Below are 20,740 nucleotides of genomic sequence, written 5' to 3' on the forward strand. Positions count from 1 at the left end.
CCGCTGCCATGTTCGGCGGGTCTCGGCCCTTGTCCGCTTTCTATCACGCGCGACGCCCGAAGTGGTCGGTGGACGCGAGAGGCAATTACCGCACGGTACCCAGTAATTCGTCGGAGATGATGCGCATCTGGATCTCGCTGGTGCCCTCGAAGATCTTCGTCAACCGGGCATCGCGCCAGTGCCGCTCCACCTGGAAGTCGGTGGTGTACCCGGCGCCGCCGTGGATCTGCACCGCCTCACTGGTCACCCGCTCCGCCATCTCCGTCGCCACCAACTTGCACATCGACGCCTCCAACGAACACCGCCGACCGGTATCGATATCGGTGGCCACCGCATACATCAACTGCCGCGCCGCCTCGATATCGGCGGCCATCTTCGCGACCTTGAACCGCAGATGCTGAAAATCCGCCAACTCCCGCCCGAACTGCCGCCGGGTGTGCAGATACGCGATCGAATCCTCCAACGCCGCCCGCGCCAACCCGATCGCCCGCGCCGCCGTGTGCGCCCGCCCCACCTCCAACCCGGACACCGCCAGGTAGAAGCCCTTGCCCTCCTCCCCGAGCATCGCGGTCGCCGGCACCCGGACATTGTCGAACGACAACTCCCAGGTGCTCCACCCGAAATACCCGATCTTGCGGATCTTCGTCCCACTGATCCCGGCCGGGAACCCACCCCGCTCCTTGTCGATCAGGAACGCGCTGATCCCCCGGTGCGGTTTCGCCGGATCCTTGTGCGGGTCGGTGCGCGCGAACAACACCAGATAATCGGCCTCGTCGGCGTACGTGCACCACATCTTCGTGCCACTGACCACCCACTCGTCGCCGTCACGGGTCGCCCGGCAGGACATGTTCGCCACATCCGACCCGGCCTCGGCCTCCGACAACGCGTACGCCCCCAGATACTCACCGCGGGCGACCTTCGGCAGCAGCGCCGCCTCCTGCTCCGGGGTGAACCCGCCGCCCATCCCGTTGCCGCGGGCCAGCAGTCCGGACACACTCATCCAGGCCCGCGACAACTCCTCCGCGACCAGGCAGTACTCGAACACCCCCAACCCGAGACCGCCGTGTTCCTCCGGGATCATGATCCCGAAGAACCCGACCTCGGCCATCGCCTTCTTCAACGTGTCCGGGATGGTGCCCTGCACCGGATCCAACTCGTTCGCGACCGGCAGCACCTGCGTCATCGCGAACTCGCGAGCCAGGTCCCGGATCGCCAGGCGGTCCTCGGTCAGATACCGCGGTGAATCGGTACGCGGCTGCGACGGCCGATGCGTCATGAAGGCTCCTTCGGTTGTGCAAAAGGCTACAACAATTTGTGCGGCCAAATCTAGACCCAATCGGCAATGCTGTCATTCCCCATTCCCTCTGCTGCACGCAACATCGCGCAGTTGAGAGGACTGCGATTGACATGACCGCTGCTCGTGAGGGAATGTGGCCGTACAAATCCCTGAATGAAGTCGATCCGGCAGGAGGTACCACCGGGGGCTGGGGAAACCGGCCCTACCTCTCGACAGTCGTCCGCCGACCTGCCACCACGATCGAGTGCATTGGACTAGGGGTGGGGGAGCGGATTCGCGTCCCTGGTGCCGAGTAGTGCTGTCATCACAGCGATCTCGTTGCTCTGGTCGCGGATCATCCCGCGCGCGACGCGGCGGATCGGTTCCGAGGCGACCGCGTGGATGGCGGCCTCGGCCATGTCGACGCCTCCCTGGTGGTGCCGGATCATGAGTTGCAGAAAGAGTGCCTCGGCGTCTGGTCCGTGCAGGCCGGCGAGCCGGATGATCTCGCTGGTGCTCGCCATTCCCGGCATGGGTGCGCCGCCCTGTTCGCTCATGACGTGATCGGAACCGTGCATCCACTGCATCGGATGCGCTGTGGTGAAGGGTTCGTCGAAGAGGTTGAGCCAGCCCCGCATCGTCGCAATCTCGGAAGTCTGCGCCACGACGATCTGGTCGGCGATGACCCGGATCTGCGGGTCGACGTCCTGCGGCAGTGTCTGGGCGATCTGCACCGCCTGCTCGTGGTGCGCCGACATGTCCTGTGCGAAACCGACGTCGGCCGGGGACAGCTCAATCCCGACGGTGACGGTGCCGCGCGCCGACTGCAGCCACATTCCGGCCACAATTCCGCCGGCACCGAGCAGCACGGCGCACAGCAACAGGACGAGGGGGCGACGGAACCGCGACCACCGCGTGTCACTGCCCATAGGTCGAAGCCTGATTCGCCGGTGCTCGATAGACCGAGTCGTCCAACTGGAGCGCCATGAAACCGTTGTCGCTGCACGAGGTCCAGATCTGGTTGCCGTGGAATTCCGGCGGCGAGAAGCACCAATCCGCGGACAGGTCGCCGAACGCCACCATGCCCGCGCGTGGACCGAACGCGACCCGCGGATCCGTCTTGCCCTCGAAGACCGCGCGGGCGAGCGGAACGAAATCGAAGAGCGACACACCGATCAGCGAGGACAGCGCGTGTGGTGAATTGGTCAACTGGAGATTCTTGCCGGTCTGCGCCGGCGGGTTGTAGTAGGCGATCTCCCAGATGCCGTCCAGGTCGCGGATGTCGAACACACGGATCCCGGACGACTCCCAGGAACACGCGAGCGCGGTCGGATCCGTGGGGCGGTCGACGACGCAGTAGTGCGGATCGTAGGAGAAGACCGAGCCGCCTTGCGAGGACCGAAGGTTCGCGGCGGCGTTGGCGGGAAGCTGGATCTCGAGCTTGATCCTCTGCACGATGTCGGCGTGCGCCGGGTCGGCGACGTCGAAGACCTTGATCCCACCGCCACCGGTTTCGTCGACGGTGAAGATGTAGGGCTTCCCCCCGTACGTGACCGGAATGCTGTGCTGATTGAAAAACCCGTCGGTCCACAGATAGGTGGCGAGTTGCGGCACGGTGGGATACGGGTCGCCGCGTTGCACCGCGCTGATGTCGAGGACGGTGATCCCCCCGAGGTTGGACAGGTACATCCGGTTCCCGTCGGGGGTGATGCCGAAACCGTGCCCGCCGAGTCCGTGCAGTCCCTGCCAGGTGATGTGTGGCTCGGCCGGGTTTCTGATGTCGATGGCGGTGAGGAATCCTGGGGCGGGACCGGACACCCAGTAGGTGTTGCCGTCGGGGGAGAAGCCGCCCTCGTGCGAGATGAACGGCAGCGGCATGGTGACGTCGGTTCCGGCACCTCGGTTGAGCAATCGAGGGTGGGCGCAGTCGGATATGTCGTAGACGGAGAAGTAGCCGGTGCCTAGAGCTGCCGGGACCGCGGTGGCCGCGAGCAGCTTGCGTGCCTTGTTGACCTTCAGACTCTCCCAGGTACCGCCCAGCATCGCGGGTTCGTTCAGGGTCGTGGACAGCACCGGCTGGGCGGGGTTCGACACGTCGAGCACCTGCACTCCAGGTGTGTTGGGGTCCAGCAGGTTCCCGGGGAAGAACGTGCTGGTGTAGGAGCAGTGGTCATAGGTCACCGACAGCAGGCCACCCCCGCGATCCTGCAGGCCCCCGATCAGCGACATGTTGCATTGATAACCCTGGGTGCTTCGTCCGCTGTTGCGGTCTTCGGCCGGAACGTCGCCCTGCATACCCGTCTCCGGCAGCGAACCGGGACCGCAGTCCGCCCGCGGGACGGCTGTCGAACCGACGTCGTTGAAGAAGAACGTCTCGGCCGATGCGATGGCGGGCGCGGGGCTGGTCGCGACTCCGAGAACGACCGACACGGCAAGGGCGGAGGTAGCCACACCTCGCCGCATTTTGGCGATCCGCATCACGAACTCCCCCCGCCGTGGACTCGACTACGCGAACGCTAGCAATCAGTACTCGAGTTCACACACAAATCGGCCAACTCAGCGAAACCCGCGTGCGGGCGGGCGACCATCCCGCCGGAGTGCGGGCGGAGTGGGACGGATCCTTACACTGTGTCCCGTGCGAATCGCGACCTTCAACATCAACGGGATCCGCGCGGCGCAGCGGCGCGGCTTCGAGGAGTGGCTGGGCGAGCGTGAACCCGACGTCGTCGCGCTGCAGGAGGTCCGCGCTCGTGCCGCCGCCATCCCACGGGGGGTGTTCGGCCGGTATCACCTCGCATACGACGAGGGCGAGTTCGCCGGGCGCAACGGTGTCGCGATCCTCACCCGGTGCGCGCCCGTCGCGGTCCGGACGTGGAGCGGTACGGCGCTGGTACAGGCGCCGGGTGAAACGCACATCGAGAGAGTCGAACTGGATCCGGATCCGTTGGCTCGGGGGCTGGGGGAGTTCGCGAACCATGGCCGGTACATCGAGGTCGACCTCGCCGAGTCCCCGATCACCGTCGTCTCGATGTATCTGCCGAAGGGCGGACTGCCCGCCCATCTCCAGAAGCCCGGGCGGATGCGGGAGGCACCCGACGGGGGCGCCCGCTACGACCGCAAGATGCGTTTTCTGTCCGCGTTTGCGCGCCAGCTGACCCGCTCGCGCCGCACGGCTCGCGCACGGGGCAGGGAACTGCTGTTGATGGGTGACCTCAACATTGCGCACACCCGATACGACGTTCGGAACTGGCGGCGCAGCAATCAGGCCGAGGGCTATCTGCCGGAAGAGCGCGAGTGGTTCGACTCCATCGTGTCGCCGCGCACCCTCGTCGATGTCGTCCGGCGACACCATCCGGACGTCGACGGTCCGTACTCGTGGTGGTCGTGGCTGGGACAGTCGTTCGTGAACGACGTCGGCTGGCGCATCGACTACCACCTCGCGACGCCGCAACTGGCGCGGGCTGCGGTGACAGCCGGCACCGACCGGGACCCGGCGGCGGATCGCCGGATGAGCGATCACGCGCCGGTCGTCGTCGATTACGACTTCTGAGCTGTTCGGGTTGCCGCGTAGGCGGGATCGAGGCTCAGGTGGTCAGCTTCATGGACAGGAAGGCCAAGGTGAACCCGAATTTCCGGATTTCGCTGGGCTGGTCCGGCCGACAAGCCCAGGTGATCAGGTCTCGATCGGCGACCAGGTCGGCCGCGCGACGACGCGACTCCTCGGGGTCGGGCGGTGTTGCCCGCAGCGCATCGCCCAGCCGACTCAGGGGTTCGACGAGCGGGATGAGCTCGGAAGGCGGGCGGTTCTCCGGTGTGAACACCCGCTGAGCGCTCTTGATTACCGTCATCGCCGCGAGCCACGAACCTTCCCAGGTACCGGCCTGGTCATTCGGTGGGTGCATGGCGTCAGCGTAGACATCGGGCGACGAGTCTCGCTGGGACTTCATCGGGCCCGGATCTGACCGCACTATCGGCGGCGTTTGGCGCGGGCGGCGAACTCGTCCAGCACACGAACGATGTCCTTCGCTTGCCAGATCCGGTTCCGTCGTCCGTCGGTGATCTGGGTGAGAATCTCCGCGTCGACCAAACGATCGATGGCGATCTGCGCGTTGGCGCCGGTCACCGCGAGCGCAGACATGACCAGTTTGTTGTCGACCACCGGCTGGCGGAGAAGGAGTTCCACCAGTCGGTGCACCGCCGCGTCCCGCCTCGCCGTGACGCGAGTGCGCCAGTCGGCACGAACCAACTCGAGGTCCTTCACCAGTGTGCGGCCGTTGGCGACCGCACCGAATGATGCTTCCGCAATCGCGCGGACGATCGGCTCGATGTTCCCCGACCGGTAGTGGCCGAGCGCCTCGAAATACGCTCCCGTGTCGTGAAGTAGCCCTGCGGACACCGGGACGGCGACGCTGCGCGTGAGCTGCCCACCGCGAAACATCGCCTGAATCAGCGCACGCCCTACGCGCCCGTTGCCGTCCGGAAACGGGTGGATGGTTTCGAACTGCGCATGAGCGACCGCTATCTGAGCGATGACGGGCAGATCGACCCGATTGGCGAAGGCGATCAGGTCGTCGATCAGTTCGGGAATCCGGTCGTGATGCGGGGGCACGAACTGTGCGGTGTGCGGTCCGAGATTTCCGCCGCCGATCCAGACCTGCTGCTCGCGCCATCGACCGGCAATGGTCGGGTCACCATTTTCGAGCAGCGCGTGGTGCATCTGGAGAATCGCTTCGGCGTCGATGGCGTCGGACAACTCCAACGCTGCCTGCATTGCGCGGACGTTTCCGACGATCAGGCGCGCGTTGCGGGAGGCGTGCTCACCGAGTTCGGCCAGCGCAATCTGGCGTGCCCCGCTGGTGAGGTTCTCGATCTCCGAACTCGACGCACTCTCGGTGCGCAGCAGGATGGAGGCGAAGGGTGCGGTGATGTGGCCGACCTCGACATCGAACCGGGCGAGTTCGGTAGCAGCTTCTTCTGTCAATGCCTGCAGTTCGCCGCTCAATAAAAGGGCCCGGTCCGCGATGAATGCCGGTACCGAAGCGCGGTAGGGGCCGGAAGTCAGGCGCTTCTCCCGCCGAGACCCGTAGTCGGCCGAAGTGCTGGTCCATGGGCGCTGCTCATAGGCGATGCACGGCCATAACTGCCCTCCGGTAGCCGATGCCATCGAACCATCATACTACTGGTTACGCGAATATCCGATGGTATGGGCGATTGTCGTGCCGGCATGCCGGGACGTCGGTGATGGGCGTGCGCGTGCCTTCTACGGCTGCGCGACGACGGAGTTCCCGTTGCCGTCGGTGCAGTTGATCGTGTAGCCGATCTGAGCCGATTCCGGGTCTCCGGCGAGGCGGCATTCCCACCCGTCGAAGCTGTACTCCGGTTCGCTCTTGTCGCGTCCGGTGAAGTATTTCGTGAGCATCGTGTGCGCCTCGTCGCAGCGGAGTGTCCCCTTCACGATGACCACCGTCGCGGGCTTTCCGGTCTCCGGGTAGGTAACGGGGCCACACTGATTCGATCCGCGAGCCTGCTGGGGGAGGGGCGCGGCGGTGGGTGCGATCGGCGGTGGGCCCGCGCTGGGAATGCTCATCGGCAGCGGTGTGAACTCGAATCTGTACCCGCTGGTGGCGACGGTGAAGCCCTTGTCCGTCGCATCGTCCCGGCACGAGACTCCCGAGAACTGCACATTGCAACTGAATCCGTCGATCGCGAGGGTGGTGTCATAGGGGAGGACATTGGCGTTGCCGGGAAAGAGCGCCTGGTTCCAGTTCTGGAAGTTCGGCTCCTTCCCCGCCTCGACCGCGATGAGGTTGGCCTCGGCCGGCGCGCCGCCGTCCGGCGACGCGATCTGCGGGGTGCCCGGGACTCCCAGAGGACCCGCGGTGGGATGCGACGCGCATCCGGCGAGCTTCTTCGCAGGTATGATCGCGCACAGCCATTTTCCCGACGGCGTGACGAAGCCGTATGCGTCGCCCGTCGGATCGCTCGACGCGTACTGATTTGCATCGACCCCATTGACCGCCGGTTCGGCTGTCGGTTGCTCGCTGGAAGCGCCAGGTGCAGCCGATTCCGTGCCGCCGGTCGACGACGCATCCTGGGTGCAGGCAGCGAGAAGGGGAAACATGGCACCGGCGATCGAGGCCAGAGCCACCGCCGACCGCCGTCGAATCCTGGTCATGCGTCAGACCCCTTTCTGTTCGGTCCGCGGGACCGAACGCCTGAGATGTTCCCACGAATACCAGGGTGTCGCGTCGCATCGACGGATCGGCCCCGAACACTGCTGGTGGTGGGCGAGCGGACGTGGTCTGCCGATCCTGCGGTTCGTAAACTCGGCGATGCTAGAATTTTGGGGCATTGTCGCAGGTCCAGCAGTTGATGTACCCGGATCTTCCTGTCGGAGTCGCCCGGCCGAGGAGGCCGTTCCATGGCTGAGTCATCGGTATTACCCGCGGATCTCGGCGGCAGCCCGGATCTCGAACGCATCGTCCTCGAACACGCGTATCGCGGCGCGCACCTCCAACTCGGACTGCGTGGTCTGCTCGCGCTCTTCATTGCGCTGACACTGCTGTTCGTCCCGCCCATGAACGATGCGAATGTGTGCCTGGCGATCCTGATCGGCTACGCATTCTGGACCGTCGGGCTCGCGCTGTGGACCCGTCGAGGCGGTCCGGGCCCGGTGAACGCGATGTGGCTCGCCCTGTTCGTGGACCTTGCGGTCATCGGTAGCCTCACCCTGTTGACCGGTATTGCGGCGCAACAGAGTTGGACCGCAGACATCTTGACCAACGGACTGTTCGTGATCCCGTTACTGGCCTGCACTCAGCTTCGCCCGGGTGTGTGCGCCGCGGTGGTCGTGCCGACGGTGCTGGTGTTCCTCGCCGCCAGTTGGGCCACGATGGCGTCGAACGAGGAACCGTGGTCGTCCATCCTGCTCAGCACGATGGCACTTGCCATCCTCTCGGCGGGCGCAGTCGTGCTCAGCAGAATTCAACGATCCAGGGTGCTCACCATCGGTCACCTCGTCCACGACCGCACAGCCCTGCTCGCCGAGCTGATGGGCCTCGAACAGCGCGAACGACGGGCACTGTCCGAGCAACTCCACGACGGGGCGCTGCAATTCGTGCTGGCCGCGAAGATGGATCTCGACGACCTCACCGGCGGCGCCGATCCGGAGGCCGTCGATCGCATCACCCACGCACTCACCGAGTCCGCGTCGCTGCTGAGGGCCACCGTCTCGGAACTTCATCCCACGGTGCTCGATCGCGTCGGACTTGCCCGCGCTCTCGGCGACATCGTCCGGTCCGCCCAGGCGCGTGGCGGATTCGACGTGGATCTCCAGACGGTGGAATGGGACGACGACTTGCGCACGTCGGCCGATGACGTGCTGTTCAGCGCGGCACGTGAATTGCTGAGCAACGTGGTCAAGCACGCGAAAGCTCGCACCGTCCGGGTCGAACTGTCGCGGACGGGTGAGCATGCGGTCCTCGACGTCATCGACGACGGGTGCGGTATCTCCCGTGAGGCGATAGACCGCAGTCTCAGCCGAGGGCACATCGGACTGACGTCGCACGAACTCCGTGTCGTCGCGGCCGGGGGCAGCTTCTCCATCCGCCCCGGACCACGCTCCGGGACGGTTGCCCACATCGAGATGCCGTTCGAGGTCGTGACCGCGTCCGAGTCCCTCACGATCTCGGCGTTCTAACAGCGAGTCGACGCCGGCGGGAACCGGACCAGGGCCGTCGGTCAGTCGACGCCGAGCATCACCTCGGTGGACTTCACGAGCACCGTTGCAGTCACGCCGGCCTGCAGTCCGAGTTCCTCGACCGCCTCCTTCGTGATGGACGCGGTGACGATCTGCTCGCCTCCGTCGAGACGCACCTTCACGGTCGCCATCACACTGCCGAGGGTCACCTCGGTGATCGTTCCGGTGAGCTGGTTCCGGGTGGACAAACGCATCGTGAACCTCCGTCTCGGGGCCTGTGGTTTCGACGCTAGCCGGAACCACTCCGGAATGGGTGAGGTTGAACCTCGCGAGTCAGTCGGATGTGACGGTCGACGGACTGGGTTCCAGGAGCGCAGTCAGACAGGTCGGCCCCAGGCCGATCTCCGGCCACCCCGCCGAGATCATGATGTCGTGCGGGCGCGTACACGTGCCGAGCCAGTAGTTCGGCTCCGTGCGGTAGGCGGGCACCCCACCCCACTTCCGGGGTGAGCCGGACCGTGGCAGATAGGGGTCGGCAACGCCCACGACAGACCCCAACTGCAGCAGCACCGACAGATACGACCACTGGGTGTCGGGATCCGCAGGATCGGACAGCACCCGTGTCTCGTGGTGTGCACGCTCGGCGGTGCGCCCCGTAGCGGTCAACGCGAGACGGACGTGGATTCCCGACGAGAACGCGACAATTCCGAGGAGGTCGAGGGTGAGGTGAGTTCCGGACGCGAGAATGGTGGGACCGTGCACTGCGGTCCCACTGGCTGTCGGCGGCGCGAATGCCGGCCAACGCGCTCTGCGCATGCCCACGATGGTGCACCTACATCGAGGCGGAATCAACGTCCCACGCCCGCGTGCGTGGGACGGGACTCGAGACGGCAGGCGCGGCACAATGGCGTGACGACGCTCGAGGCGTCACTTCCGGGAACGCCTATCGTGGATGGAGGTCGAGGCGGGTGCAGGACGGAAGGTTTGCAGCGGAGGGAGTGTCCATGGAGTCGCTGCCGGATTCGCGGATGCTGCTCGCAGTCCTCGAACACAGTCCGGCGTTGGTGTTCGTGTCCGAATTCGTGTCCGGTCGGATCGTGTATGTCAATCCCGCGGGTGTCGGCGTCCTCGGATTCGGTGATGCCGTGCATGCGTACTCGAGGACGACGGCGGAGCTGTTCACCGACGTCGGTCTCGTGCAGGCGCGTGACGTGGAGTCGGCTCTGGCCGACCGGGGCGAGTGGACCGGGTTGACGGAATTTCGCCATTTCGTCACGGGCGAGCCGATCCCGATGCTGATTTCGACCTTCGTGCTCGAATACACCGAGACCGGGCCGTCGGTGATCGGGTCGATTGCCCAGGATCGCCGCGGCGCCGAAGGCGACGAGCAACGGCTGCAACGCGCACTGGGGGAGTCCGCATACCGGGCCCGGGAGCAGCAGGCGATCGCAGACCTGAGCCAACTCGCCGTCGGCGGAGACCTCGACGAACTCCTCACGGCGGCGGCCGGGGCGGCGGCCGCGCTGATGGGTGTGCACTGTTCGTCGATCGCGCGAGTGGCCGACGACGACGAACTCACCGTGCTCGCCTACCGCGGACCCGAGCCCGGTCCGAAGACGTTCGCCCCGGGTCCGGGATCGCAGCCCGGGTACGCCGCCGCCGACGGGTCGGTGGTCGTGTGCACCGATCGGGTTCACGAAACCCGGTTCTCCACGGTGGGGATGAGGGGGCGCGGGCTGGAGAGCGGGGTGTGCGTTCCGATCGGTTCCGACGCGGTGTGGGGTGTGTTGACGGCGCACAGTCTGCGTCCCCGCGAATACACCGACCGTGACCTGAACTTTCTGCGCTCGGTGACAGCTGTGCTCTCCGCGGCGATCCGCCGGATCGAGGCCGAGGCTGCGTTGGTGCACCAGAGCTTGCACGACCCGCTGACGGGATTGCCGAACCGCACCTTGGTTCGCCGCCGGCTCGACGAGGCGCTGGACGCGGTGCCGCGTGGCGGCCCGCGTGTGGCGCTGTTGCTGGTGGATCTGGACGACTTCAAGACCGTCAACGACAGCCTCGGTCACGCGGTCGGCGACGACGCTCTGATCGTGCTCGCCCGGCATCTGCGGTCGGCGGTGCGCCCGGGCGATACGGTTGCCCGCCTCGGTGGTGACGAATTCGTGGTTGTCTGTGAGCATGTCGCGGGCGCGGCGGAGGCGGTCGCGATTGCCGCCCGGATCGCCGGTAGCTTCGCCGACCTGAACCGGGCGCGGTCACTCGAGTGGCCGATCAGTGCCAGTATCGGTGTCGCGCTGTCCGATCCGGAGTGCACCCGTGAAGAGCTCGTTCGGCGGGCGGACTCGGCGATGTATCGTGCTAAGGCAGCGGGAGCGGGTGGGTACGCGCTGTACGACGACACCTTCCATGGCGGCGGCAGAGCCTGATCGGTGCGGCATTGCCGACGTGACACGAATTCGTGGCCACCGATAGGCACCCTGGGGTGGGGAAATTGTCATCTTGACGTGCTTCGCGACGCGTCGAATACTTGCTGACAAGGCGGTTCCCGTCGACACTCGACGAGGGAAATCCGCATTTCGCCCTTGTGGGAGAAAGATGTTCGCGTCTTCGGCGGCTGGTGTGCGCGTCGGCGTGGATGTCGGATGGAACTGAGGCGCTCGATGGCTGAATTCGACCCGGACGCGACACAGGCGGCGTCGATCCGCGCAGTCGGCCACGGGATCGTGGCGGAGTTGGACGCTGCCGGGTTCGCGGGCGCCGAAGAGGTCGGCCGGGGCGGGTTCGGTGTCGTGTACCGCTGCCTGCAGCGATCGCTCGGTCGAATCGTCGCGATCAAGGTCCTGACGTCGGACCTGGACTCCGAGAACCGCGAGCGCTTCCTGCGGGAGGGCTACGCGATGGGTGGACTCTCCGGCCACCCGAACATCGTCAACATCCTGCAGGTCGGCGTGACCGAGTCCGGTCGCCCCTACATCGTCATGCACTACCACCCCCGCGACTCGCTGGCGGTGCAGATACGCCGAGAAGGTCCGCTGCCCTGGCCGGAGGCGATCAGCATCGGAGTGAAGCTGGCGGGTGCACTGGAGACGGCGCACCGGACGGGCACCCTGCATCGCGACATCAAACCCGCGAACGTCCTGCTCACCGACTACGGCGAGCCGCAGCTCACCGATTTCGGCATTGCGCACATCGCCGGCGGTTACGAAACCGCCACCGGCGGGTTCACCGGGTCACTGGCGTTCACCGCGCCGGAAGTCCTCAACGGCGAATCGCCGACCGCGCGTTCGGACGTCTACGGTCTGGGCGCCACGATCTTTTCGCTGATCGCGGGGCGGGCGGCGTTCGAGCGGAAGACCGGCGAGGAACTCGTCGCGCAATTCGTGAGGATCAGCACCCAAACGGTGCCGGACCTGCGCGCTCAAGGCATCCCGGACGGTGTGTGCGCCGTCATCGAGAGGGCGATGGCATCGAATCCGTTCGCTCGGCCGGCCTCCGCCGAAGAGTTCGGACACGAACTACAAGCCGCCCAGCGACACATCGGGTTGCGTTCGGACGCGATGGCGCTGGCACCCCTGGAGCCCGCGCAGCCGGCCGAGTCGCACCCGTCTGCGGCGGATACCGGTGGCTACCGTCAGATCCGGTTCGAGGATTCGGACGGTCAGCGCCGATTCTTCGCACCGACCGAGCAGATCCAGCCGGAGTCGCACCCCTCGGGCCCGTTCTGGCCGCCGACGGGTCCGTCGCCGTGGCCGCCGCCCGGAGTGCCGGGTAGCAGTGGACCGGCGCGCACCCGGCGGCGCGGGATCCTGATCGCGCTCGCTCTGGTGGTGACGCTGGTGCTGGCCGGTGGCGGTTACCTCGTGTACCGGGAGGCATCGGGACCCGGTACCGCGGGACCGACCGCCCAGGAGGCGAGCGAGCCCCCAGCCGTCGACCCGACTACGGCGTGGCGACCGGTCGCCGACGCCCGGGTCGCCCGCCAGCAGACGGCGACGACGGTTGCGGATGGGACCATCTGGGTCTTCGGAGGGTTGGACGACAATGGTGTGTCCGCCCGGCAGGAGGGCTTCGACCCGGCCATCGACACCTGGAAGGCCGGTCCCGACCTCCCCGTCCCGCTCAATCATGCAATGGCCGTGACCTACAACGACGAACCCGTAGTCATCGGCGGATGGCAAGCGAAAGGACAGAACCTGACAGCCGTAGCCTCCGCCCGGGTGATGGCCATGCGAGACGGACGATGGGTCGACCTGCCCCCTCTGAACGTGCCGCGGGCGGCCGGTGCCGCAGCCGTGGTGGGCGACAAGATCGTAGTTGCCGGCGGACAGGCCGACGGCGCACTGGTGGCGCCGACGGAGATGTTCGACGGAACGAAGTGGACGACGGTCTCGCAAATCCCGACGCCCCGCGAGCATCTGGCCGGCGCCTCGGACGGGAAGTACTTCTACGCGATCGGCGGGCGTGACCTGGCGTCGGATCAGAACACGGCCGCGGTCGAACGGTTCGATCCGGTCGCGGGGACGTGGGCGACGCTGCCCGGCATGCCCACCCCGCGCGGCGGGCTCGGGGCGGCGTACATCGACGGCCGCATCGTCGCGGTCGGTGGTGAAGAACCGACCCGGGTGCTGTCCACCGTCGAGGCCTACGACGTGGTCGCAGGGACGTGGTCGCAATTGCCTGCTCTGCGTACGCCGCGGCACGGGATGGCGGTCGGCGCAGTCGGCAACACGGTTTACGCGGTCGGCGGCGGTATCAAGCCCACGCACGCCGAGTCGACCGCGGTTTCCGAGGCGCTGCAGATCGCGCCACGCAAGACCCAATGGGCACCGGCGTGGCGTCCGCTGAGGGACGCTCCGATCGCCCGCCAGCAGACCGCGACGGCCGTTGCGGACGGGACGATCTGGGTGTTCGGCGGACTCGACAACGTGGGGTCGACCCCGAAGGTCGAGGGCAACGACCCGGCCATCGACACCTGGAAGGCAGGCCCCGATCTTCCGATCCCGCTCAATCATGCGATGGCCGTCGAATACGGCGGCGAGTTGGTGGTCCTCGGAGGCTGGGTGCCGGAAGGGCCGAATCTCACCGGGAAGACGTCGGACCGGGTGCTCGCGCTGCGGGACGGCAACTGGGTGGATCTGCCCCCGCTGAACGTGGCGCGGGCGGCCGGGGCCGCGGCCGTGGTGGGCGACGAGATCGTGGTCGCCGGGGGCCAGGCGGACGGCGAACTGGTGGCGTCGACGGAGGTGTTCGACGGAACGAAGTGGACGACCGTCGCGGACATTCCGACGTCACGGGAGCATCTGGCCGGCGTCTCGGACGGGAAGTACTTCTACGCGATCGGCGGGCGCGATCTGGCGTCGGATCAGAACACGGCCGCGGTCGAACGCTTCGATCCGGCTGCGGGGACGTGGGCGACGCTGCCCAGTATGCCGACCCCTCGCGGTGGGCTCGGGGCGGCGTTCATCGACGGCCGCATCGTCGCGGTCGGCGGTGAACAGCCGACCAGGGTGCTCTCGACGGTCGAGGCCTACGACGTCGCCTCGGCGACCTGGTCGGCGTTGCCGCCGATGCCCACCGGAGCTCACGGGATGTCCGTCGCGACGGTCGGGCACACCGTCTACGCCATCGGCGGTGCGCTCCGGCCCACGCATGCCGAGTCCACTGCGACCGCGCAGGCACTCGACTTCTGGTGAAGGCGACGGGTTGTCGTCCGCCATGTGCGCACGCTGAATGTCCTCTGTCCGTGTCGTTGTGCGCAGTAGAGGGGGACTAGACTTGTTGTCGGGAGGGCGAATTTTCGCACAGGATACGGGCCGGGAGGTTCGTGATGAAGGTGACGGCGACGGCCACCCGTCGCGGCGGATCGTGGGTGGTGGAGGTTCCGGGAGTCGAAGGCGCGCTTACCCAGGTGCGGCGGCTCGATCAGGTGTGCGCGATCGTGGCGGAGGCCGTGCATCTTGTCCGGGGTGTTCGGGCCGAGGACGTCGAGGTGGAACTCGACTACGAAATCGGAGATTCGTCCGCGCTCATGGAGGCCCGCGCCGCCCACTGGCAGGTCGAGTCCGCCGCCCACGCGCAGGAATGCGCAGCGCGGGCCTCGCGGGCCGCGGTGGCGCACCTGCGCCGATCGGGTCTGTCGGTGCGTGACATCGGTGTCATCCTCGACCTGAGCCCGCAACGAGTCTCTCAACTCGACCGCGCCGGCATCCATGCCTGATGGCGGTGCGTGCGAGAGCTGCGCCGGTCAATCGCGCCCGCCGCAGCGAATCCGGTGATCCGGCAACTTCCGATCCGGTGACACCCGTGCGGCCCCTAGGATGCGGGAAGGGCCCTTCGCAATGAACGGCTCGGCGCAGGTAGGGGGAGTGCAGATGCGTAGAGCAGGAATGATTCTCGCCGGAATCGGTGTCTCGGCGGTGATCACCACGACCGGGCAGGGCATCGCAGTCGCGGCGCCCGAGGACACGACGGAAACAGTGACGACTCTGCAGGTCCCACCGATCGGGATGAGCCCGGTTCTCGCGGCCTACTTCACCGTCGACGCGGTCACGGGCCGGGTACCCGGAGTCGTGCGGTTACGCACCGTGAGCGAGTGTTACGTCCTGAATCCCATCAGTGCGGACACGTGCATACCCGGACCGGGAAACAACATGAAGGCGAACGCTGTGCGGGTGCACTGGCTGAACGTGAACACCGGCGCGACCGGCGCGGCCACGATCCCCATCGGAACCGCCGGGTCGACCGATTCGCCTCGCCCCGAGATCGACGTGGCCACCGGCAGCGGACGAATCGTCGTCGGCACGATGGCCCCGGCCGAGTATCCACAGGCGCTACTTCCGGGCTTCGGCACGTTCGACGTGCCCTGATCGCCTCCACCGCGAACCGCCGGCCGCCACCGCCTAGAATCTCGGTGGAGGCGGGCGCCCCACTCCGATGCGTCGCCCGTCCCAGGTGCACAGACCCGCAGACGCGGTAATTTCGAATCGGCGGAGAGTGGCAATGGAAACTGGAGCGCTATTCGGCAGATACCGGCTGGACCGGTCGCTGTCGGTGGACGAGAACGGCGAGGTGTGGGCTGCATTCGACACCGTGACCGCTCGGCACGTCGCGGTGCGGGCGTTGCCGCGGGACGCGGCCGAGGACGACGAATACTGCGATCGGTTCGTTCGTGAAGCCGGTATCGCGGCACTCATCCGGAACCCGCACGTGGTACCGATCCACGACTTCGGGCAGATCGGAAACCGGCTCTACCTCGCGACTCCGCTCATCGGGGGAACGAACCTGCGGACGATCCTTCAATCGGGCGGACCGATGGAGGCATCCCGCGCCGTCGGAGTTGTCGATCAGCTGGCGTCGGGGCTGGAGGCCGTGCACGCGGCGGGGCTGGTCGAGCGGGGAGTGGCGTCGGCGAACGTCGTCGTGCTGGACGGGGGACTGGTTCAGCTCACGGACGTCGGGCTCCCTGCGGCTCCCGGTGCCGCGTCGGGAGTCCCCGGTCTGAGCACCGTCTTGTACGAGTGCCTGACCGGCGGGCAGTTCGCGTCGAACGGCCGGGAATTGCCGTCGTCGATGTTCTCGACGCTGCCCGTCGGCATGCAGGCTGTGATCGCGCGCGGAACGGCAGCCGATCCCGCGCGGCGCTACCGGTCGCCGCGCGACCTGGCCGCGGCCGCCGCTCGTGCCGCGGCGACGGGTCCGCAGCCCGCCGCGGATCCCACTCCGGCGACCCCTCCGAACGACCGCAACCGTCTCCTGCTCGCAGGGCTCGCGCTCGCCGCGATCATCGCCGTCGCAATCGTCGGGGGCGTGATCATCGGGTCGCAATCGTCCTCACCCGACGTCGTGGTGCCCGTGCCGGCGTCCAGCGCGGCCGGGCCGGCACCCGCCACATCACCGACCGCCAGACCGAACCCGACGGCCGCCGAGCAGGCGCCACCGGCCGCGGAGGCTCCGGTTCAGGACGAAGTCCCGCCGGCAGAGACTCCGGCGCCGCAATCACCGCCGGTGCTGCCGGCGCCCGTGCCCGCACCGGCACCCGCGCCCGCGCCCGCACCTGAGGTGCTGCCCTGCTACCCCGGCTACGAGCACACTCCGCCTCCGGACGGACCGTGTCTCCCGCCCGGCTCGCCACCCGCTCCGGCACCTGTGCCCGCACCCGCGCCTGCACCCGCACCTGAGGTGCTGCCGTGCTACCCGGGCTACGAGCACACGCCGCCCCCGGACGGGCCGTGCTGGGCGCCCGGTGGGTGAGCCGCACCGGCGAAGGTTGGTATCGGCGACCAGGTGAGGCGATCACGGCCCGGCGTCGGCGGCGATCCAGGATTCACACACCTCGGTGACAGCGGCAGCGATGGCTTCTCCGTACAGCGTCCGCGCGGGTCGGGGCTGTTCGATCTGGATTCCGCCCGCACCGTCGACGGTGAGGCGGTTGACCAGGTTGGACGCGGATTCACCGCTGTATCGTTCTCCGGGTTCGGCTACGCGAACACGGACTCCGGTTCCGTCGAGTGCCTTCGCGACTGCGTTGCGGACCTCCGATTTGAGCCGTGCGGGTGCTCGGCCCCCGATGAGGACGTCGTGTCCTCTGTAGCCGTGGAACGAGACCGCCCACTGGAATCGTCGTGCACCGAGGGAACGTAGAAGCGGGAAGCTGCGCACGCTGAGATCGCCCGAGGAAATGTGCCATGCCCGGTATGCGTTGCCTGCCGGTCGCCACCCTTTGCACGTCCACAGTGTCGAATCGCGCGATCCGAGCGCCGCAAAAACCTGTTCGGCCTGCCGATCCGTGTGGCTTTCGATGGCGCCGCCGTGCGGTGCGAGGACCACGAGGCGGTGATGGCGCCCGTCGTCTTCGAGCCGCTCGATGAATTCACCCTCGACTTCGGCCTCTGCCTCGGACACGGTGGGGTCGATACACCGAAGGTCGAGGACCACCGCGTGTCCCGGTTCGGCGCCGATCCGACGGCATCCACCATCAGTTACCCGAACGGTGTCGATCCCTCCTACATCGGCGTCCGGTATCAGTGTGAACAGTGCGGTCGTTCCCCGGTGACTCACCCGTGCCTGCTGACGGGGCTCGGCTCCGATCCGGGCCAGCAGGCGCGGGTGAATACCGACATGCTCGGCGACGTTTGCGCTGGTGGAGCGACTTCGGCGGACTTCGAGCCGAGCGGTGACCTTACCGTCGCCATTCCGCCGCATCGAAATCTGCTGTAACGGACGCTGTTCGAACACCACCTCAGATTAGGCGCGATACTCTCCCCTCGGGCCCTTGTCGGTAGTTGTCGCGCGGCGAAGACTCGAATTCATGACTAATAAAGCAGTGGTCAGTCTCACCACCGGTCTCGAGGACGCAGAGAAGGTGACGGTTGCGTTTCTGGTCGCGGTCGGCGCGGCAGAACAACAGCGCCAGACGCTGATGTTTCTCACGAAGGAAGCGGTACGGCTCGCGCTCGAGGGCACGATTCAGGGCGTTGCCTGCGAAGGTTGTCCGCCGCTTCCCGATCTGGCGGCACGATTCGAGAACGCAGGCGGCACCTACATGGTGTGTCCGATCTGCTTCGAGGCCAAGCACCTCGACAAGGACGCGCTGGTATCCAATGCCGAACTCGCCGGGACGGTGCCGATGTGGAAGTGGATCGGTGACGAAGGAGCGGTCACGTTCAGCTACTGAACCGGCACGGGGCGCGAGCGTTGCTGATTCAGTTACACTGCGCACGAGTGCATTCGAGTCCGATCCGATCGAGGATCGCGGGGGACGGGACGGGCAGTGACCGATCGCCACGTACTCGTCGACACCGATACCGGCGTCGACGACGCCCTCGCCCTGCTCACCCTCGCGCACGACCCCGGCATCGAGATCGTCGGTGTCGGAAGCGTCTTCGGCAACTGCACCGAAACGCAGGCCGCGTCGAACGCCCTCACAGTCCTCTCCGTCGTCGGCCTCCGCGACGTTCCGGTGTGTATCGGACGGCCACGTCCCGGGCCACCGCCCGCAACGCCGTCCGCACACGGTCTGGACGGACTCGGCGACCGCGGCCATCGGCCACCGCCGGACACTGGCCCGGCGCCCGGTTCCGCCGTCGAGCAACTATTCCGCGCCGCGGAAGAACGGCCCGGTGCCGTGGACCTGCTGTGTCTCGGACCGCTGGCCAACATCGCCGCCGCCGTCACACGCGATCCACTGATCCTCACGCGGTTCCGGTCCGTCACCATCATGGGCGGAATGGGGCCAGCCTCGCGGAGAGGCGCCGAGGCCGCCGTGCAACCACAGTTCCTCGGAAAAGGCGACACGAACACCAACCACGATCCGGCCGCGGCCACGGCCGTCGCGGCAGCGCCGGGGTCGATCACGTGGGTGGGAATGAATGTCACCGGCCGACTCGGATTGGACTGGGCCGACCTGGTCGCTCGCTCCGCACCGGGGAAAGTCGCGACATTCGTCCGCGACATCACTGAGGACTACCACCGGCACTGCACAATCACATACCGCGCAGACCACCCGATCTACACCTCACACGATTCCGTCGCAGCCGCCGTGATGCTCGACCCGACGGTCGTGCTGTCCGCCACCGACGCCCAACCCCGGGTGCACCGGGTGGACGGGCGGTCAAGTGTCTGGGGCGTCACTCCGGCGCGGGGGCCGGTGCACCGATTCGTGACCGACGTCGATTTCCGCTCGATCAGAGACCGGATCGCCGCTACGCTCGACGCAAACATTTCCCGAAGCGGCTGACGGTACGCGCCGTGGCGGACATTGCCCCTCATTCGGTGGCATCGAGCAGATGCAGTTCCTCTGCAACGATCAGATCGACCTCGTCACTGGTCAGACCGGACAACAGATGTGCCGACAACATCGCTCTCACCTCCTCATTGTGCTTCTACCAATGAGTCGAATGGGCAAGCGCAATATCGACACTTTCGCCGAAATTCCCGGCAAGAATTTTCAGAGTCAGTTGTCGTCCATCGGAACTGCGTCCGCACCCGGTGCGGAGGGATCGAACGGCGGCGGATCGGCGGGATCGAATCCGCCGCGCACCGTCGAGCAGGTCGCTCCGGGCTCGGGGTAGGTGTTCGGGTTCTGTCGCAACGCCATGAGGAAGTCGGCGATCCGCTGATCGTGGACATCGTCGAGTCGGAGTTGGTGACCCCACGACTGCAGCGACACCGCCGAATCGAGACCCGGGTACGGCGACATCAGGGTGTACGGCACCCCGTCGACGTGCGCAGCCAGCGCGGTGACGTCGTCGGCGCTCAGACGATCCGGGTCGTACGTCACCCACACCGCCCCGTGCTCCAGGGAATGCACGGCGTTCTCGGTGCGGATCGCATCGGGATAGACAATTCCGGTGCACGTAGCCCAGTACTGATCGTGTGCACCACCGAACGGCGGACTCTGGTCGTAGGCCACCCGTTGCGGCGCCTGCACATGGTCGGCGGGCCCATAGTCGACGGTGACGATCCCCTCGATTCCCAGTGACGGGTCAGGGTTGTCCGCGCTGGGTGCGAAGTCGTGGGCTTCGCCGGCGTCGTCGGAACCGGAGGTCAGCACGTACGCACTGACGGCGACAACCCCCACCACCGCTACCGCGGCAGCCACCAGCCAAGGCAGACGCCGCCGCAGGCCGCCCGGCTTCGATCGGGATTGCGGGCTCTCGCTGGGGTCGTTCGTCATCGCCGATCCTTCGTCTCACCGGGCGCCCGGACCGTGCGTCCCATCTACGAAGGATCGTAGTAGACGGGTGAGGTGTTGCTGACGAAGG

The 20,740-nt window shown here is 67.0% G+C and carries 20 protein-coding genes; 10 read left to right on the forward strand and 10 right to left on the reverse strand.

Translation table 11 applies throughout. From position 1 onward, the window contains the following. Positions 1-85: 85 nt before the first annotated feature. The 3 genes from JWS13_RS43545 to JWS13_RS43555 all read right to left on the reverse strand — a co-directional run bounded on the left by JWS13_RS43545 (position 86) and on the right by JWS13_RS43555 (position 3,754). On the reverse strand, positions 86-1,276 hold the full coding sequence (locus JWS13_RS43545; RefSeq protein ID WP_206011261.1) for an acyl-CoA dehydrogenase family protein: 1,191 nt from the start codon (positions 1,274-1,276) through the stop codon (positions 86-88). 275 nt (positions 1,277-1,551) lie between these two features. Next, a complete protein-coding gene (locus JWS13_RS43550) occupies positions 1,552-2,205 on the reverse strand; it encodes a DUF305 domain-containing protein (protein WP_206011262.1) in 654 nt (217 codons plus the stop codon). Then, positions 2,195-3,754, reverse strand: coding sequence for an LVIVD repeat-containing protein (locus JWS13_RS43555; protein ID WP_206011263.1), 1,560 nt, complete (start codon positions 3,752-3,754; stop codon positions 2,195-2,197). The genes JWS13_RS43550 and JWS13_RS43555 overlap by 11 nt, the downstream gene beginning before the upstream one ends. Positions 3,755-3,911: 157 nt before the next feature. Here JWS13_RS43555 and JWS13_RS43560 point away from each other — a divergent pair, with 157 nt between their 5' ends. Beyond that, positions 3,912-4,826: an exodeoxyribonuclease III gene (locus tag JWS13_RS43560; protein ID WP_206011264.1), complete on the forward strand. Its 915-nt coding sequence runs from the start codon at positions 3,912-3,914 to the stop codon at positions 4,824-4,826. A gap of 34 nt (positions 4,827-4,860) precedes the next feature. Here the strand turns inward: JWS13_RS43560 and JWS13_RS43565 are convergent, their stop codons facing one another. The 3 genes from JWS13_RS43565 to JWS13_RS43575 all read right to left on the reverse strand — a co-directional run bounded on the left by JWS13_RS43565 (position 4,861) and on the right by JWS13_RS43575 (position 7,451). Next, on the reverse strand, positions 4,861-5,178 hold the full coding sequence (locus tag JWS13_RS43565) for a hypothetical protein (protein WP_124393724.1): 318 nt from the start codon (positions 5,176-5,178) through the stop codon (positions 4,861-4,863). Positions 5,179-5,243: 65 nt separating this feature from the next. Beyond that, positions 5,244-6,440: a Fic family protein gene (locus JWS13_RS43570; protein WP_206011265.1), complete on the reverse strand. Its 1,197-nt coding sequence runs from the start codon at positions 6,438-6,440 to the stop codon at positions 5,244-5,246. Positions 6,441-6,536: 96 nt separating this feature from the next. Beyond that, the gene (locus JWS13_RS43575; protein WP_206011266.1) at positions 6,537-7,451 is read right to left on the reverse strand and encodes a hypothetical protein; all 915 of its coding nucleotides are present in this window, start codon (positions 7,449-7,451) and stop codon (positions 6,537-6,539) included. Positions 7,452-7,697: 246 nt separating this feature from the next. On the opposite strand from JWS13_RS43575, the gene JWS13_RS43580 reads away from it, so the two are divergent. Continuing rightward, positions 7,698-8,975 (forward strand): sensor histidine kinase, encoded by a 1,278-nt coding sequence (locus JWS13_RS43580; RefSeq protein WP_206011267.1) that lies wholly within the window; start codon positions 7,698-7,700, stop codon positions 8,973-8,975. A 41-nt stretch (positions 8,976-9,016) separates the two neighbouring features. On the opposite strand, the gene JWS13_RS43585 is transcribed toward JWS13_RS43580, so the two are convergent. Both JWS13_RS43585 and JWS13_RS43590 read right to left on the reverse strand, forming a co-directional pair. Further along, positions 9,017-9,229 carry a TOBE domain-containing protein gene (locus tag JWS13_RS43585; RefSeq protein WP_206011268.1) on the reverse strand — a complete coding sequence of 71 codons (213 nt, stop codon included), beginning with the start codon at positions 9,227-9,229 and terminating at the stop codon, positions 9,017-9,019. Positions 9,230-9,308: 79 nt separating this feature from the next. Beyond that, positions 9,309-9,791, reverse strand: a complete 483-nt coding sequence (locus tag JWS13_RS43590) for a hypothetical protein (protein WP_192581970.1) — start codon at positions 9,789-9,791, stop codon at positions 9,309-9,311. A gap of 188 nt (positions 9,792-9,979) precedes the next feature. On the opposite strand from JWS13_RS43590, the gene JWS13_RS43595 reads away from it, so the two are divergent. The 5 genes from JWS13_RS43595 to JWS13_RS43615 all read left to right on the forward strand — a co-directional run bounded on the left by JWS13_RS43595 (position 9,980) and on the right by JWS13_RS43615 (position 17,228). Then, positions 9,980-11,404: a sensor domain-containing diguanylate cyclase gene (locus JWS13_RS43595; RefSeq protein ID WP_206011269.1), complete on the forward strand. Its 1,425-nt coding sequence runs from the start codon at positions 9,980-9,982 to the stop codon at positions 11,402-11,404. A gap of 234 nt (positions 11,405-11,638) precedes the next feature. Beyond that, entirely contained in the window at positions 11,639-14,671 is a 3,033-nt protein-coding gene (locus tag JWS13_RS43600; RefSeq protein WP_206011270.1) for a serine/threonine-protein kinase, read from the forward strand. A gap of 134 nt (positions 14,672-14,805) precedes the next feature. Next, positions 14,806-15,195, forward strand: a complete 390-nt coding sequence (locus tag JWS13_RS43605; RefSeq protein WP_206011945.1) for a hypothetical protein — start codon at positions 14,806-14,808, stop codon at positions 15,193-15,195. Positions 15,196-15,349: 154 nt separating this feature from the next. Further along, entirely contained in the window at positions 15,350-15,844 is a 495-nt protein-coding gene (locus JWS13_RS43610; RefSeq protein ID WP_206011271.1) for a hypothetical protein, read from the forward strand. Positions 15,845-15,977: 133 nt separating this feature from the next. Beyond that, complete coding sequence (locus tag JWS13_RS43615; protein WP_206011272.1) at positions 15,978-17,228, forward strand: serine/threonine-protein kinase; 1,251 nt, start codon at positions 15,978-15,980, stop codon at positions 17,226-17,228. 42 nt (positions 17,229-17,270) lie between these two features. On the opposite strand, the gene JWS13_RS43620 is transcribed toward JWS13_RS43615, so the two are convergent. Next, entirely contained in the window at positions 17,271-17,879 is a 609-nt protein-coding gene (locus tag JWS13_RS43620; protein ID WP_241032542.1) for a poly-gamma-glutamate hydrolase family protein, read from the reverse strand. A 36-nt stretch (positions 17,880-17,915) separates the two neighbouring features. Between JWS13_RS43620 and JWS13_RS45795 the strand changes: the two genes are divergently transcribed. The 3 genes from JWS13_RS45795 (at position 17,916) to JWS13_RS43630 (ending at position 19,713) form a co-directional block, all read left to right on the forward strand. Continuing rightward, a complete protein-coding gene (locus JWS13_RS45795; protein ID WP_241032543.1) occupies positions 17,916-18,194 on the forward strand; it encodes a hypothetical protein in 279 nt (92 codons plus the stop codon). A gap of 91 nt (positions 18,195-18,285) precedes the next feature. After that, the gene (locus tag JWS13_RS43625; protein ID WP_206011274.1) at positions 18,286-18,651 is read left to right on the forward strand and encodes a DsrE family protein; all 366 of its coding nucleotides are present in this window, start codon (positions 18,286-18,288) and stop codon (positions 18,649-18,651) included. A gap of 96 nt (positions 18,652-18,747) precedes the next feature. Then, the gene (locus tag JWS13_RS43630) at positions 18,748-19,713 is read left to right on the forward strand and encodes a nucleoside hydrolase (protein ID WP_206011275.1); all 966 of its coding nucleotides are present in this window, start codon (positions 18,748-18,750) and stop codon (positions 19,711-19,713) included. A 216-nt stretch (positions 19,714-19,929) separates the two neighbouring features. Here the strand turns inward: JWS13_RS43630 and JWS13_RS43635 are convergent, their stop codons facing one another. After that, positions 19,930-20,652, reverse strand: a complete 723-nt coding sequence (locus tag JWS13_RS43635; RefSeq protein ID WP_206011276.1) for a DUF3105 domain-containing protein — start codon at positions 20,650-20,652, stop codon at positions 19,930-19,932. Positions 20,653-20,740: the final 88 nt, after the last annotated feature.

Origin of the sequence: Rhodococcus pseudokoreensis (genome assembly GCF_017068395.1) — a bacterium.
Lineage (GTDB): Bacteria > Actinomycetota > Actinomycetes > Mycobacteriales > Mycobacteriaceae > Rhodococcus_F > Rhodococcus_F pseudokoreensis.

What these genes read in the sequence shown, in the direction of transcription:
- JWS13_RS43545 (WP_206011261.1), bottom strand. Translation starts at nt 1,276, where the DNA reads ATGACGCATCGGCCGTCGCAGCCGCGTACCGATTCACCGCGGTATCTG.
- JWS13_RS43550 (WP_206011262.1), bottom strand. Translation starts at nt 2,205, where the DNA reads ATGGGCAGTGACACGCGGTGGTCGCGGTTCCGTCGCCCCCTCGTCCTG.
- JWS13_RS43555 (WP_206011263.1), bottom strand. Translation starts at nt 3,754, where the DNA reads ATGCGGATCGCCAAAATGCGGCGAGGTGTGGCTACCTCCGCCCTTGCC.
- JWS13_RS43565 (WP_124393724.1), bottom strand. Translation starts at nt 5,178, where the DNA reads ATGCACCCACCGAATGACCAGGCCGGTACCTGGGAAGGTTCGTGGCTC.
- JWS13_RS43570 (WP_206011265.1), bottom strand. Translation starts at nt 6,440, where the DNA reads ATGGCATCGGCTACCGGAGGGCAGTTATGGCCGTGCATCGCCTATGAG.
- JWS13_RS43575 (WP_206011266.1), bottom strand. Translation starts at nt 7,451, where the DNA reads ATGACCAGGATTCGACGGCGGTCGGCGGTGGCTCTGGCCTCGATCGCC.
- JWS13_RS43580 (WP_206011267.1), top strand. Translation starts at nt 7,698, where the DNA reads ATGGCTGAGTCATCGGTATTACCCGCGGATCTCGGCGGCAGCCCGGAT.
- JWS13_RS43585 (WP_206011268.1), bottom strand. Translation starts at nt 9,229, where the DNA reads ATGCGTTTGTCCACCCGGAACCAGCTCACCGGAACGATCACCGAGGTG.
- JWS13_RS43590 (WP_192581970.1), bottom strand. Translation starts at nt 9,791, where the DNA reads ATGCGCAGAGCGCGTTGGCCGGCATTCGCGCCGCCGACAGCCAGTGGG.
- JWS13_RS43595 (WP_206011269.1), top strand. Translation starts at nt 9,980, where the DNA reads ATGGAGTCGCTGCCGGATTCGCGGATGCTGCTCGCAGTCCTCGAACAC.
- JWS13_RS43600 (WP_206011270.1), top strand. Translation starts at nt 11,639, where the DNA reads ATGGCTGAATTCGACCCGGACGCGACACAGGCGGCGTCGATCCGCGCA.
- JWS13_RS43605 (WP_206011945.1), top strand. Translation starts at nt 14,806, where the DNA reads ATGAAGGTGACGGCGACGGCCACCCGTCGCGGCGGATCGTGGGTGGTG.
- JWS13_RS43610 (WP_206011271.1), top strand. Translation starts at nt 15,350, where the DNA reads ATGCGTAGAGCAGGAATGATTCTCGCCGGAATCGGTGTCTCGGCGGTG.
- JWS13_RS43615 (WP_206011272.1), top strand. Translation starts at nt 15,978, where the DNA reads ATGGAAACTGGAGCGCTATTCGGCAGATACCGGCTGGACCGGTCGCTG.
- JWS13_RS43625 (WP_206011274.1), top strand. Translation starts at nt 18,286, where the DNA reads ATGACTAATAAAGCAGTGGTCAGTCTCACCACCGGTCTCGAGGACGCA.
- JWS13_RS43635 (WP_206011276.1), bottom strand. Translation starts at nt 20,652, where the DNA reads ATGACGAACGACCCCAGCGAGAGCCCGCAATCCCGATCGAAGCCGGGC.